The following is a 14,631-nucleotide window of genomic DNA, read 5'->3' on the forward strand; positions in this document are numbered from 1 at the left end:
AATATAAAACGTTGATGCTCAAAAACCCGTAATTGTATCAATTGCCATTTATACATTTCATAAATTGTACTTACTTTCACCCTAAATGAACCGTTGCTGCAAACTGCTTATTATACTGCTTATACTTACTGCAACCATATGCAGGGCCCAGGAGTTTGGCGGCAACCCGCCATCCATTAAATGGAAACAGATAAATACCCCGGCAGCCAAAGTAATATTTCCAAATGGTTTGGATTCAGCGGCGCTTAAGGTGGCCAACATTGTTCAGCAAATGAATGGTGTTATACAGCCCACCATAGGCTTTAAACAAAAGCAGATCAGTATTGTGCTGCAAAACCAAACTACGGTAGCTAATGCCTATGTAGGGCTTGCCCCGTTTCGCAGCGAGTTTTTCCTTACTCCCGAGCAAAATAGTTTTGATATAGGCAGTCTGCCCTGGCACGAACAGTTGGCTATCCACGAGTTTAGGCATGTGCAGCAGTATAATAATTTTAATGTCGGCTTTTCGCATGTGTTGAAAGTTGTTTTTGGCGAAGGCGGACAGGCATTGGGTAATGAGCTATCCGTACCAGATTGGTTTTTTGAGGGCGACGCCGTTTTTAACGAAACCCATGTAAGTGAACAGGGCAGGGGGCGCTTGCCTTTTTTCTTTGACGGTTTCCGTGGATTATGGTTGGCTGATAAGAATTACAGCTATATGAAGATCCGTAATGGATCATACCTTGATTACACACCCGATTGGTATCCTTTGGGATATATGCTGGTAGCTTACGGGCGAGAAAAATATGGTGATGCATTCTGGAAAAACGTTACGCACGACGCAGTAGCCTACAAGGGTGGCTTTTATCCCCTGCAAAGGGCAATAAAAAAGTATTCGGGCCAGGATTTTGTAAAGTTCAGAAATGAGGGGCTCAGTTATTTCAAAAAACAATTTAGTGCGGATGAAGCTATAAACAGGTCTATTAACAAAGCGATAACCAATAAACCTCAGCATTTTGATGCCGACCGGGAATACCCAAATTATATTAATGATACCACGCTGATCTATATGAAAAGCACCTATGATCATCTCCCTGTATTTGTGATCAAAAGCGGAGGGGTAGAAAGAAAGATCAGCGTTAGAGGGGTATCACTGGATAATTATTTTGCTTATCACGATCAAAAGATAGTTTACAGCATTTACCACCCTGATGTGCGCTGGGCATACAGGAACTACAGTGAATTGGTAGTGCTGGATATTAATACCGGCAAAGAAAAAAGGATCACCAGCAGAACCAAATATTTTTCGCCATCTTTTAGTGATGATGGTAAAACAATAGCCACGGTAGAAGAAGCTTCGACGGGGAAAAGCGCCATTCATTTATTAAATGTAGCTGATGGCCGGCTGATTGCAATTATCCCTAACAAAGATAAACTGTACTATACTTATCCCAAATTTTACGGGGATAGCCAACTGATCTCAGCGGTTAGAAGCCCTGCAGGTAAAATGTCAATAGCCTTAACAGATATTAAAACCGGGGCAAATAAATATTTGTTACCGTTCTCCTATCAGCCGATTGTATTTCCTGTTTTGAAAAATGATACGGTTTATTTTTCGGCAACCTCGGGTATTAATGATCGCTTATTTGCCCTGAGTTTAAAAACCGGTAAGATTTATGAATTAATTGCGTTTGATCAAAACCGCTCAATTGGTAGTTACCAGGCCACTGTAAGTGATAAAAGGTTAGCATGGGTTGGCTTTACTGCCTATGGTTACCAGGTAAATGAAGCCGACAAAAAAGACTTAAAATGGAGTGAAATTGAAACTGCAATTCCCGGTGGTTTACCTGATATGAGGATATCTGCGCTAAAAAGAGATTCATCAACCAACCTGCTGGCCGATGTGATTGATAAACCGCTTGCTGTAAGTAAATACCCCAAATCGTACCATTTATTTAACTTTCATAGCCTGATCCCCAATTTTAACGATCCCAACTATGAGCTTTCAATAGCCGGCGAAAATGTGCTGAATACATTTCAAACCAATATCTCCTTTAACTATAACCGCAACGAAGGGTATAAGCAGTTTGGATTTGATGCAATATACGGAGCATTTTTTCCTTATCTATCTGCTGGGGCTGATTACACCATTGACCGTAAAGGATATTATAAGGGCAGTAATGTTTACTGGAACGAAACCCAAATTCATGGCGGATTGGAGCTGCCGCTCAACTTTTCGGAAGGGAAGCATTTAACCAATTTACAGGTGGGCAGCGATCTGGTTTATTCGCAAACCCATTTTCAGCAGGCTTATCAAAGCACGTTTGCCGATAGATCATATACTTACAGTAATAACTACATCAACTTTAGCAATAGCATACAGCAGGCCAGGCAAAACATTTACCCCATGTTAGGGCAAAGTATTACATTGAATTATAAATCGGCCATATCTGGTTTAAGTGCTAATCAGTTTTTGGCATCGGGCGCATTTTATTTCCCGGGTTTATTTGTTAACCAAAGCTTTGTAATAACAGCGGCTCATCAGCAAAAAGATAAAAGTAATGTGATCAGTTTTTCAAATGATTTCCCTTTTTCAAGAGGCTATGAGTCCGAAAACCTGCACGATATGAATAAGATAGGGGCCAACTATCATTTTCCTATAGCCTACCCTGATGCAGGTTTTGCAAATAGCTTTTACCTGCTGCGTTTGCGTGGTAACGCTTTTTATGATTATACCCGCGCCACTGATTTTCTTACAAATGGAGCCCAGTTTAAAGGTACCTTCAGGTCTACCGGTGCCGAACTCTATTTCGACACCAAATTTTTTAACCAAACATCCATTACGTTTGGATTTAGGTATAGCTACCTGATTGATCAGGATGTTTTTGGCGGAAGCGGGCATAGCCGCTTTGAGCTGATTGTGCCGGTAACCATTTTTTAAATTATGTATAAAACTTAGTACTTAATCAAATGTTAAATTGAAATGGAAAAATACGTTAATCTTAAAGTAGCCGATGGCACCGATATGGAAGCTTACACTGCCATACCTAAAGATGCGGTTGGCAAAAATGCACCCGGATTGATATTATTGCAGGAAGCTTTTGGAGTAAACCATCATATCCGCAACGTGGCCGATAGTTTTGCAGCCCAAGGATATGTAGTGATAGCACCCGAGCTTTTTCACCGTACGGCACCTCCTTATTTAGAAGGTGATTATGCCGACTTTGGTGCCATTGCACCGCATTGTAATGCGTTAACAAACGAAGGTAGTGGGGCGGATTTGAAAGCTGCTTACCATTGGCTAAAGCATCATGAGCTGGTTAATCCAGGCAATATTTTCAGTATTGGTTATTGTATGGGTGGGCGCGTATCCTTTTTGGCTAATGCAGTATTGCCTTTAAACGCAGCAGTAAGCTATTACGGTGGTGGTACTGCAGCATTGGCCGATAAAGCGGTTGATATTAACGGCAGTCACTTGTTTTTTTGGGGAGGGCTTGATAAGCATATTGGGCAGGATCAGATCGATACCGTTATAAAAGCTATGGATGATGCGGGTAAGGATTATATCAACGTTAAAATATCATATGCCGACCATGGTTTTTCTTGTGATGAAAGACCAAGCTATAATGAAAAAGCAACCAAGGAAGCATGGGCTTTAACACTTGCTTTTTTTAAAAACAATATGCGTTAAAATTTAACAAACACAGGCTTGTAATTACTGATTAAGCATAGTTCATAATATTATTATATTTTTGACCGTATGAAAAGGAAATTACTTGCCTGTGTTTTGGTATTGTGCTGCTTTGGTTGCTCGCGCACTAAATATAAGCCAGCGGCTGTTGAATATTTAAAAACCCAGCTTGCAAAAGGAGCCTTTATTGATACCGTTAAGTTTTTAAAACCGGATACCATTTTTACATCCTTTTACGATAGCCGCGAATATGTAGACCTTAAGTATTCCCGTGATAGTTTGATCAGTGAAAATAAGCCGGCAGAGGCTGCAAAAGTATCGGCAGTTTTGGATAGTAAGATCAAAACCTTCTCTAAAAAAGTAATAGGTTATGATGTAAGCCTGATATATAAGGGTAAAAACAAACAAGGCGCTATTAAAACAGATACCTGCAGGTTTACCTTTGGTGCCGATTTTAAAGTAGTTAAGGATGTTAACGGGATTGATCTTTAGCAACTAATCCCTCGCCTCAGGTAAAATTATTCGGAAAGTTGAGCCCAAACTTTCTTCGCTTTCCACATCAATAGTGCCTTTATGCTTTTCAATTATCTGTTTTACAATACTTAGCCCTAAGCCTGTTGATTGTTCCCCTCTTAAACCTGGCCTGCCAGCTTTTGAAAATGGATTGAAAATAAAAGGAAGCATATCTTTGGATATACCCATCCCATGATCTCTCAGGTCTATAATTATTTTACCGCTATCCCTGGTCAAAAATATTTCGATCTTGCTGCTTTCTTTTGAGAATTTTAAAGCATTACCTATCAGGTTATCAATTACCCTTGTAAATTTTTCCTCGTTAATATTAACATTTGCCGGGTTAACATAGCTAAACAGCTCTATGTTATTTTTAGCTGCCTTTTGTATCTTCCAAACATCAATGTTATGCTGTAAAAACTTATTTAGTTCGGTTTTATGGGTTTCAAAGCCGCTGGTGTTTTCATTACGTGCAGATTCAAGCAGATCATCAATTATGGTACGTGCCTTAACACATGATGCCTTCATCAGGTTCAGCGTATCCTGCGTGTCTTCATCAATTTCGTCCATTTCCATCATCATGGCCAAAGTTTCAACGGCTGCAATGGGGTTTCGCAGGTCGTGGGCAACGGTACCCAGCAACTGGCTTTTAAATTCGCTACCCCGTTCAATCTCCAGGTTCTTCTCCCTTATCTCAATCACCTGCATATAGTAATTGGATTTGTAGTTGAAAAAATATCTCGAGATCAAATAAAATCCACCTAAAACCATTATAGATACCAATTGATGGTAAATTACTTCGGTAGGGTCAATATGGTAGGTTATTAAAAGCGAAGTGAACAAAAACTCTGCAGCAATAATTAGTAATATAGTTTCATAGTATTCAAAAACAAACAATACGCTAACTATGGTTAAGGCAATAAGGTACAGTGTTAATGCGCTCCGTGGATTTGCATTGGCAATAAAGCTGGAATACATCCCACAAAAAACAATGTAAATAGAAAACGTAAACACAAACAGGGACATTATGGCAGTTGCTTTTTGTGTACGCTGGTACTGCTGTATCAACAGGTTACTGAAAAGGTAAATAACAAATGATGAGATAATAAAAATCCAATTGGTAAGATCAAACTCCGGGAAGTTTTCGGCCTTGGTAAGGCTTACCGGGAATATCATATAAAGGATCCTGATAACCAGGTTCAAAACTAAAAAAATAGCACTTGCTATCCGCACCGATAACAAGTTTTGCCCCGTGTAATGATTGCGGTATGCAATTTTGTTTTTTTCCGGCAGGTTTCTAAAAAAATTTTGTTTCACGTATGGTTATTGCAGAGGTAAAAATAGGTGTTTTTTAATGAACTACTAAGAAGTGGTTATATTGATTTTATGATATTGGTTTATTGGATAACAGTAATGGTGTCAAAACGACCGGTCGTTTTGTTTTATAACGCCACTTTAGCATGTTTAACCCGTTGGCAGGTGATTTGATTAGATAACATTGTTGATTGAGTAGGCGGCGGATGAACTAAATTGTGTGGTTGGTTTAGTGTGAAGTTGGAAATTGAGTAAGAGGTGAATAATTTATTTCAGTCCGTCTACCCGGTCGGCTAATCAAAACAAAAACTATGAATTTTAACAATTTTACCATAAAAGCTCAGGAGGCAGTTCAAAAAGCTTCGGAGATAGCAGCCGGCAACCAGCAGCAGGCCATTGAAAATGCGCATCTGCTTAAAGGGTTGTTAACGGTTGATGAAAACGTTATAACCTACCTGTTAAAAAAACTTAATGTAAATATTAACCGCCTTAATACAACGCTCGATGAGCAGATCGCTTCATTTCCTAAAGTTAGCGGCGCAAATGGCTATTTATCATCAAATGCAAATTCGGCTTTGCAAAAAGCGCAGGCATATCTTAAAGAATTTAAGGACGAATTTGTATCAGTTGAGCACATCCTGTTAGGTATTTTAGCAGTTAACGACAAAACCAGTACCGCATTAAAAGATTATGGCGTAAATGAAAAGGACCTTAAAAAAGCCATTGTTAGTTTACGTGGCGACAATAAAGTAACTGATCAAAATGCCGAGGCTACTTACAACGCCTTAAATAAATATGCCCGTAACTTAAACGAGTACGCCGAATCGGGCAAGCTCGACCCGGTTATTGGCCGTGATGAAGAGATAAGGCGCGTTATCCAGATACTATCACGCCGTACCAAAAACAACCCCATATTGGTTGGTGAGCCCGGTGTTGGTAAAACTGCCATTGCCGAAGGTATTGCCTTCCGGATTATAAAAGGCGATGTGCCCGAAAGCTTAAAAACAAAAACAGTTTACTCTTTAGATATGGGCGCCCTTATTGCCGGTGCTAAATATAAAGGGGAGTTTGAAGAACGCTTAAAAGCCGTTATAAAAGAAGTTACCCAGGCCGATGGCGAGATCATCCTATTTATTGATGAGATCCACACATTGGTGGGCGCAGGTGGTGGCGAAGGCGCAATGGATGCGGCTAATATTTTAAAGCCGGCACTTGCCCGTGGCGAATTAAGGGCCATTGGTGCAACCACCCTTAACGAGTATCAGAAATATGTAGAGAAGGATAAAGCCCTTGAGCGCCGTTTCCAGATGGTGTTGGTTGGGGAACCTGATACGGCTGATGCGATTTCTATTTTAAGGGGATTAAAAGAACGCTACGAAACACACCATAAGGTAAGGATAAAAGATGAGGCTATCATTGCGGCGGTAGAAATGTCGCAGCGGTATATATCAGACAGATTTTTGCCTGATAAAGCCATTGATTTAATGGACGAAGCAGCGTCCAAACTCCGTTTGGAAATGGATTCAGTTCCCGAAGTGGTGGATGAATTGGAGCGCCGCATAATGCAGCTTGAAATTGAGCGCGAAGCTATTAAACGCGAAAAAGATGATAGAAAGGTAAAGGAACTGAGCGAAGAGATAGCCAACCTATCTGCCGAGCGCGATTCCTTACGTGCCAAATGGCAGGGTGAAAAAGACCTTGTTGATGGCATTAACCAAAAAGTTGAACAGATAGAAAATTACAAGCTTGAGGCTGAACAGGCCGAACGTGCAGGTGATTATGGTAAAGTAGCAGAATTACGCTACGGCACTATAGTAAAGGCACAGCAGGAAGTTGAACAATTAAAAACTGCCCTGCTTGATAACCAAAGCGACAGCCGCATGCTGAAGGAAGAGGTTACTGCCGATGATATTGCTGGTGTAGTATCAAGGTGGACAGGGATCCCGGTATCAAAAATGATCCAGAGCGAGCGTGAAAAGCTGCTTAACCTGGAAGCTGAACTGCACAAACGTGTAGCGGGGCAGGAAGAAGCCATTGAAGCCATAAGCGATGCTATACGCCGCAGCCGTGCTGGTTTGCAGGATAAACGCAAGCCAATAGGTTCATTTATATTTTTAGGTACAACGGGCGTTGGTAAAACAGAGTTGGCTAAAGCATTGGCCGAATACCTGTTTAATGATGAAGCCGCACTGGTGCGTATTGATATGTCTGAATACCAGGAACGCCATGCAGTTTCAAGGTTGATAGGAGCGCCTCCGGGCTACGTAGGTTATGATGAAGGCGGCCAGTTAACTGAAGCCGTTCGCCGTAAACCATACAGTGTGGTATTGTTGGATGAGATTGAAAAAGCGCATCCGGATGTATTTAACATATTGCTGCAGGTTTTGGATGATGGCCGTTTAACTGATAATAAAGGCCGGGTGGTGAATTTTAAAAACACCATCATCATCATGACATCAAACATCGGCTCAAGCCTGATAATGGATAATTTTCAGGAGCTGGAAGATAATAACAGGGACGAGGTGATTGCAAAAACCAAAAACCAGTTGTTTGATCTGCTCAGAAAAACCATCCGCCCTGAGTTTTTGAACCGTATTGACGAGATCATTATGTTTACACCGCTCAGCCGCGATGAGATAACAGACATTGTTCGCTTACAGTTTAAACAGGTACAGCAAACACTTGCAGAAATGGGTATTACTATGGAAGCGACAGAAGAAGCTTTAGACTGGCTGGCACAATTAGGCTATGATCCACAGTTTGGCGCAAGGCCATTGAAAAGGGTAATTCAGAAAAAGATCCTTAATGAGCTTTCAAAACAGATCCTTGCTGATAAGGTGAATAAAGACAGCACCATTAAACTGGATATGTTTGATAACAACTTTGTGTTTTTGAATGAAGCCAGCGCTAAGGATGCCATTGCCAAATAATATAACAACTCCATCATATAGAAACAAAGGCTGCCTGCGGGTGGCCTTTGTTGTTTTCAAGTGAAGGATATTTTTTTGCCGGAGCGGGCTTCATAAATATTACAACAAACAACCGGGTGGTTTTATGGTTATATATTTATAGTAATTGAACTATATTATAACTATAACATCGCCATGAGAACATATAATAATTTAGTGGAAGCCACTAACGATTTGATGAAAAGAGGATATACCGAAAATTTAAGTTTAGAGGGTGATACAGTTGATGATAAGGGAAAAAAGATCCAGATGGCAGCTGATGATTTTGATATAGATGAATTTTATCGTTTTGAAGGTGCAAGTAATCCTGATGATAATTCAATCATTTATGCTGTTAGTTCTGAAAAATATAATATAAAAGGGGTGTTAATCAATGCATTTGGTGCCTATGCCAATACCAGCGAATCGGCTATTGAGGCCAAGCTTCACCATTACCAGGTGAGTGATAATTTAAAAAGAGAAGATAAGCCGACCGAATAGCCACTGCTAAATTAAACTTAATAGCTTTTTACCTCGAAACTGAATAGCTGCGGAACCTGTCTTCATTAAAAACTTTACCTGGTTTTCAAGCTCTTCAGTTATCCATGGGTAGCGGTCTTTGAGATTAAAAAGCGTGTCGGCAGCAAAAACCTTAACCGCTGCTTTTACTTTGGGATCAATCAGCCAGTCAAAACATTTTTCTACCACAGGTTCAAGGTCGGCACTTTTTAGTTTTTTCTTTATTGCTTCGTTTGTTTTAGCTTCTGTAATATGCATCCATATTTTGGCATAGTGCCTTTGGCAACTGGCGTATTTAACATCTTTAATCCGCACTATTAAATAGTCAAGATCAGCCTCATAAAGTTCAGGCTCTTTAAGAAATAAGTTTTCTAAGATCCATGCAGCGCGGAAGGCAATGTTTTTATCGGCATAAAATGTAAGGTCAATCAGGTCGCGCAAGGTAAAGTTTTGCTCCTTTAATATTAGGCTCAATTCAAGCACCTTAGTTTTACCAATGGTACTTGATATTTGTTTAATGAGCCCTTCGCTGGTAATCATTTTTAAAGATATTAAAACCTGTTGTTCAAATCAAGGCACTTATTTACATCAAATTACTGCAACTTTAGGTATTCGGTGGTGCAAAACTGCCCCTCATTCAACAAATATTCTACCTTTGCTCAGTTTTAATTGAAAGTTTACAAATGGTTAAATTCAACCGGTTTATATTAGATAACGGTCTGCGTGTTATTGTGCACGAAGACAATACCACACCTATGGCGGTGCTGAATATTTTATATGATGTTGGCGCCCGCGACGAAAACCCCGAACAAACTGGTTTTGCCCATTTATTTGAGCACCTGATGTTCGGCGGATCGGTAAATATTCCTGATTATGATCAGCCGCTGCAAAGGGTAGGGGGCGAAAATAATGCCTTTACCAGCAACGATATTACTAACTACTACATTACCCTGCCATCTGCCAATATCGAAACCGCCTTTTGGTTAGAGAGCGACCGGATGCTTAGCCTCGCGTTCAGCAAAAAAAGCCTGGATGTTCAGCGCAACGTGGTGATTGAGGAGTTTAAACAACGATACCTTAACCAGCCTTATGGCGATGTGTGGCTTAAGCTAAGACCAATGGTATACAAGCATCACCCATACCAGTGGGCAACCATAGGTAAAGAGATAAAGCATATTGAAGATGCTAAGATGGAAGATGTAAAGGCATTCTTTAAAAAGCACTACACACCACAAAATGCCATTATGGTTGTTGGCGGCGATATTAAAACAGAAGATGTTAAGCTGCTTGCCGAAAAATGGTTTGGCCCTATACCTGCCGGCGAAAAATATGTACGCAACTTACCACAGGAGCCTGAGCAACACGAAGAACGCCGTTTAACTTTTACCGCAAAAGTGCCGCTTAACGATGTGTATATCGCTTTCCAGATGGAAGACCGTTTGGACGAGAGCTATTACGTAGCTGAGCTGATGTCTGATATTCTTTCACGTGGTAATTCATCACGCTTGTACCGTAATTTGGTTAAAGAAAAACAGATCTTCAGCGAAGTACATGCTTATATGACAGGTAGTTTAGATAAAGGCATATTTGCTTTTGAAGGTAAACCACTTGAAAATATCACCATTGAAATGGCCGAAGCCGCTATGTGGGAAGAAATGGAGCGTTTAAAAACTGAACTTATCCCGGCTGATGAACTGACAAAGGTTAAGAACAAAACGGAATCAACCATGATATTTTCGGAAATGTCATTACTTGATAAAGCCATGAACCTGGCCCAGTTCGAATTATTAGGCGATGCCGATTTGCTGAATACCGAAACCGGCAAATACCTGGAAGTTACAGCCGAGCAAATAAAAGCATTGGCTAACCAGCTTTTCAGAAAAGATAACTCATCGACGCTGGTTTACCTGGCCGAGAAAGCGGTCTGAATTTGAGCTAATACAGATTGAAGGCCTAATAGCGGCAAGTAATAAAATTTCATAAAGATACTGCGGTGGTTAATTACCGGAAGATCAGATTCAGACTAATAATCAAATGACGTTAGAAAGAAAGACAGCCCCCGAATTTAGGGCGATAGATAATATAAACCTGTTAAGGCCGGCCCATCAAAAGTTAGCTAATGGCTGTAATGTTTTTTGCTTTAACTCCGGCGACCAGGAATTGGTACGTATTGAATGGATTTTTGGCAACCAGCGTTTTGACCCGGCCAAACCATTGCTTAATGTGGCCGTAAATACCATGCTTGCCGAAGGAACAACTACACTTACCGCTGCGCAAATAGCCGATAAGGTTGATTTTTACGGTGCATTTTTGCAGGTTGATTATGGATATGATCAATCGTTGGTAACGCTTTACAGTTTAAATAAGCATTTGCACCATACACTCCCTGTAATAAAAGATATTCTGACAGATTCCATCTTCCCGGAAAAGGAACTGGAAACGTTTATCCGCAATCAAAAACAAAAGCTACAGGTAAGCGACCAGAAAAATGATTTTGTGGCCCGCCGTGCCTTTAATAAGGCACTTTACGGTAATACCCTGTATGGTTTGGGTGCCGTTGCCGAAACTTATAACACCCTGCACCGTAACGATATGCTGGCGCATTATAAGCAAATGTACCAGCCATCAAACTGTACTATGGTTATTGCGGGTAAAATTGAGCCCGAGATATTAGAAATGATTACAGCAGCCTTTGATAAAGACTGGACAAATCATTCCGTACCTTCAGATACCACCCAGCCTGAATTAATATCGGCAGATGAGCATTTTTATTTTGTTGAAAAGAAAGATGCTTTACAGTCGGCTATCCGTATGGGGGTAAGGACTGTTAACCGTCACCATCCTGATTTTCCGTACCTGCAAGTGCTTAATACTGTTTTTGGAGGCTACTTTGGCTCAAGGCTAATGGCTAATATTCGTGAGGATAAAGGTTACACCTATGGTATCGGCTCGGGCATGAGCTCGTTAAAATACAGCGGAGCCATTTTTATAGCCACCGAAGTAGGTGCAGATGTATGCAAGGCAGCGATAACCGAAATTGAAAAGGAACTGAACCGCTTGCAAACCGAACTGATCCCCGAAGATGAATTGCTTTTGGTGCGTAATTATATGCTTGGATCATTATTAGGCAGCCTTGAAAATGTTTTTTCGCATGCCGATAAGTTCAAGAACCTTTACTTTGCTAATTTGGATTACGATTATTACGACCGTTATGTGAACGCCGTAAAAACAGCAACTTCAACCCAATTAATGGAACTCGCCAATAAGTATTTAAACTTTGATCAGTTTTATAAAGTGATAGTAGGAAAATATTAAGCTGCAAAAGGAGCCGGAAGTTTGGTTCTGAATATTTTGTTAATTATCATTAAATGGCAATTTTTATTGCTTTAGGTGTGTTTATACAGATAATTTCAGAGGCGGGCTTTCGGAATCCGAAATAAAATGGTAGCTTTGCCCGGCAAATAATAACTCCAATTACATTATTTGCTATGCAATTAGACTCCAATAAATTTGTTGCCGAAGGATTAACTTACGACGACGTTTTACTACTCCCGGCTTACTCTGAAGTTTTACCGCGCGATGTTGACACCAGCTCATATCTCACCAAAAAAATCAAAATAAATATTCCTATCCTGTCTGCCGCTATGGATACGGTTACTGAATCATCATTGGCAATAGCTATTGCACAAGCTGGTGGCTTAGGTATTCTGCATAAAAATATGACGGTACAGGAGCAAGCTGATGAGGTACGCAAAGTAAAGCGTTCTGAAAGCGGCATGATCCAGGATCCGGTAACGCTGCACGAGTCTGCAACGGTTACTGATGCGGTTAAAATAATGAGAGAGTTCAGGATAGGTGGTATCCCGGTTATTGACGGCGATCGTAAATTAAAAGGGATCATAACCAACCGCGATCTTCGTTTCCAGAAGGAAATGAACCGCCCGGTAAGCGAAGTGATGACCAAAGAAAACCTGATCATAGCACCACAGGGAACAACTCTTTTGCAAGCCGAAGAGATCCTTCAAAATCATAAAATTGAAAAATTACCTGTTGTAGATAAGGATGGCATATTGTGTGGTTTAATCACCTTTAAGGATATCCAAAAATTCAAAAACTTTCCAAGTGCCTGTAAAGACGAATTTGGCCGGTTACGTGTTGGTGCTGCTGTTGGAGTTGCTGCCGATAACATTGACCGGGTTAAAGCATTGGTAGCTGCCGGGGTTGATGTGGTGGTAGTTGATACTGCACATGGCCACTCCAAAGGAGTTATTGATATGGTTAAAAGTGTAAAGGCCATATTTCCTGATTTGCAGGTAATAGCCGGTAACATAGCCACTGCTGAGGCTGCAATTGCACTTGCCGATGCAGGTGCCGATGCAGTTAAAGTTGGTATTGGTCCGGGTTCAATTTGTACTACGCGTATTGTAGCAGGTGTTGGTGTACCGCAACTGTTTGCTGTTTATGAATGTGCAAAGGCTTTAGAGGGCAGGGGAGTTCCGGTTATTGCTGATGGTGGTATTAAACAAACGGGCGATATTGTTAAGGCTATAGCAGCCGGTGCAAGTTCAATTATGGCAGGTTCATTATTTGCTGGGGTTGAAGAATCGCCCGGCGAAACGATTATATACGAAGGCCGTAAATTCAAATCATACCGCGGAATGGGATCTGTTGATGCCATGGCAAAAGGTTCAAAGGATCGTTACTTTCAGGATGAAACAGATGTGGTAACTAAGCTGGTTCCTGAGGGTATTGTTGGCCGTGTACCTTTTAAAGGTAATTTGGCCGAAGTAATTTACCAGTATATGGGCGGTTTACGTGCAGGGATGCATTATTGCGGTGCCGCTACTATTGAGGACTTGCAAAAAGCAAAATTTGTACGTATCACAGCAGCCGGAATGCGCGAAAGCCATCCGCATGATATTACCATAACTAAAGAAGCCCCTAACTACTCACGTTAACATCAATATCTGCTTAACTAATTCCAAGCAGTTACTTCCCCTCAAAATATAAAGCAGCGGCACCTAAAAATGCCGCTGTTTTGCAATTCAGATATTTCTATCCTCAATTTTAAGAGGATTTTTTTGAGCTTTTTTATCAAAAAAACCTGTCAAATTCCAATTTTAAGAATATTTGTAATCCCCAAAAGGTTCAATTTTTTCTGTTATTGTGAATAACTACCCTGTTGATAATGTTTGTATATTCAGGAATATACATGCTGAAATTGCTGTAAATCAATACCTACTGGTATGGTATAAAATTGTTAATAACCTGTTAATAAAAAATAAAAAAAATGCTTGCCAAATATTCATTTACTCCCGATATTGAAATCATCAAGAACGACGTACTTTGACAACCTTACAGGATCATGGAACTGAATCGGGCAAATCTTCGGAAGCGCTAAAGATCACGGAAGTACCTGAGTTACCTGAAAAAGAAACGACGAGAGTTGTGGAACTGGAAGAATAACTACAATAAGGATTAGAAAGGATTGCAATTTTTTACGGAGAAGCGCAATAACCGCTAATGAACTGAAAGGAATCAATGTTCGCAAGAACAGCAGAATAGCAGGTCGGTTAATTTACACAAAACTTGGTGCTCTTTGGGTAACTACGGTTAAACTAAGAGTTTGGAAACGGAAGTCGAATCGCAAGAAGAGGCTTCCGTTTT

Annotated in this window: 10 protein-coding genes; 8 read left to right on the forward strand and 2 right to left on the reverse strand. The window is 40.5% G+C overall.

Annotation, left to right across the window (positions count from 1 at the left end):
- Positions 1-85 precede the first annotated feature (85 nt).
- The 3 genes from ACQY4U_RS18805 to ACQY4U_RS18815 all read left to right on the forward strand — a co-directional run bounded on the left by ACQY4U_RS18805 (position 86) and on the right by ACQY4U_RS18815 (position 4,162).
- Positions 86-2,920, forward strand: a complete 2,835-nt coding sequence (locus ACQY4U_RS18805) for a hypothetical protein (RefSeq protein ID WP_428330998.1) — start codon at positions 86-88, stop codon at positions 2,918-2,920.
- A 42-nt stretch (positions 2,921-2,962) separates the two neighbouring features.
- Positions 2,963-3,670 (forward strand): dienelactone hydrolase family protein, encoded by a 708-nt coding sequence (locus ACQY4U_RS18810; RefSeq protein WP_428330999.1) that lies wholly within the window; start codon positions 2,963-2,965, stop codon positions 3,668-3,670.
- 69 nt (positions 3,671-3,739) lie between these two features.
- The gene (locus ACQY4U_RS18815; protein WP_428331000.1) at positions 3,740-4,162 is read left to right on the forward strand and encodes a hypothetical protein; all 423 of its coding nucleotides are present in this window, start codon (positions 3,740-3,742) and stop codon (positions 4,160-4,162) included.
- A 3-nt stretch (positions 4,163-4,165) separates the two neighbouring features.
- Here ACQY4U_RS18815 and ACQY4U_RS18820 read toward each other — a convergent pair whose 3' ends face one another.
- A complete protein-coding gene (locus tag ACQY4U_RS18820) occupies positions 4,166-5,500 on the reverse strand; it encodes a sensor histidine kinase (protein WP_428331001.1) in 1,335 nt (444 codons plus the stop codon).
- Between the two features lie 308 nt (positions 5,501-5,808).
- Here ACQY4U_RS18820 and clpB point away from each other — a divergent pair, with 308 nt between their 5' ends.
- On the forward strand, positions 5,809-8,427 hold the full coding sequence (gene clpB / locus ACQY4U_RS18825; protein WP_428331002.1) for an ATP-dependent chaperone ClpB: 2,619 nt from the start codon (positions 5,809-5,811) through the stop codon (positions 8,425-8,427).
- 174 nt (positions 8,428-8,601) lie between these two features.
- On the forward strand, positions 8,602-8,946 hold the full coding sequence (locus tag ACQY4U_RS18830; protein WP_428331003.1) for a phosphoribosylpyrophosphate synthetase: 345 nt from the start codon (positions 8,602-8,604) through the stop codon (positions 8,944-8,946).
- A gap of 6 nt (positions 8,947-8,952) precedes the next feature.
- Here the strand turns inward: ACQY4U_RS18830 and ACQY4U_RS18835 are convergent, their stop codons facing one another.
- Entirely contained in the window at positions 8,953-9,504 is a 552-nt protein-coding gene (locus tag ACQY4U_RS18835; RefSeq protein ID WP_428331004.1) for a hypothetical protein, read from the reverse strand.
- 143 nt (positions 9,505-9,647) lie between these two features.
- Here ACQY4U_RS18835 and ACQY4U_RS18840 point away from each other — a divergent pair, with 143 nt between their 5' ends.
- The 3 genes from ACQY4U_RS18840 (at position 9,648) to guaB (ending at position 13,922) form a co-directional block, all read left to right on the forward strand.
- Positions 9,648-10,892, forward strand: a complete 1,245-nt coding sequence (locus ACQY4U_RS18840; RefSeq protein WP_428331005.1) for a M16 family metallopeptidase — start codon at positions 9,648-9,650, stop codon at positions 10,890-10,892.
- A gap of 106 nt (positions 10,893-10,998) precedes the next feature.
- On the forward strand, positions 10,999-12,279 hold the full coding sequence (locus tag ACQY4U_RS18845) for a M16 family metallopeptidase (RefSeq protein WP_428331006.1): 1,281 nt from the start codon (positions 10,999-11,001) through the stop codon (positions 12,277-12,279).
- 173 nt (positions 12,280-12,452) lie between these two features.
- Complete coding sequence (gene guaB, locus ACQY4U_RS18850; RefSeq protein ID WP_428331007.1) at positions 12,453-13,922, forward strand: IMP dehydrogenase; 1,470 nt, start codon at positions 12,453-12,455, stop codon at positions 13,920-13,922.
- The last annotated feature ends 709 nt before the right edge of the window (positions 13,923-14,631 follow it).

The sequence above is a fragment of the Mucilaginibacter sp. genome (assembly GCF_965277465.1).
In the GTDB taxonomy this organism is placed as follows: domain Bacteria; phylum Bacteroidota; class Bacteroidia; order Sphingobacteriales; family Sphingobacteriaceae; genus Mucilaginibacter.

Coding starts and splice junctions, on each gene's coding strand:
- ACQY4U_RS18835 (WP_428331004.1), bottom strand. CDS start 9,504: ATGATTACCAGCGAAGGGCTCATTAAACAAATATCAAGTACCATTGGT.
- ACQY4U_RS18810 (WP_428330999.1), top strand. CDS start 2,963: ATGGAAAAATACGTTAATCTTAAAGTAGCCGATGGCACCGATATGGAA.
- ACQY4U_RS18845 (WP_428331006.1), top strand. CDS start 10,999: ATGACGTTAGAAAGAAAGACAGCCCCCGAATTTAGGGCGATAGATAAT.
- ACQY4U_RS18815 (WP_428331000.1), top strand. CDS start 3,740: ATGAAAAGGAAATTACTTGCCTGTGTTTTGGTATTGTGCTGCTTTGGT.
- guaB (WP_428331007.1), top strand. CDS start 12,453: ATGCAATTAGACTCCAATAAATTTGTTGCCGAAGGATTAACTTACGAC.
- ACQY4U_RS18840 (WP_428331005.1), top strand. CDS start 9,648: ATGGTTAAATTCAACCGGTTTATATTAGATAACGGTCTGCGTGTTATT.
- ACQY4U_RS18805 (WP_428330998.1), top strand. CDS start 86: ATGAACCGTTGCTGCAAACTGCTTATTATACTGCTTATACTTACTGCA.
- ACQY4U_RS18830 (WP_428331003.1), top strand. CDS start 8,602: ATGAGAACATATAATAATTTAGTGGAAGCCACTAACGATTTGATGAAA.
- clpB (WP_428331002.1), top strand. CDS start 5,809: ATGAATTTTAACAATTTTACCATAAAAGCTCAGGAGGCAGTTCAAAAA.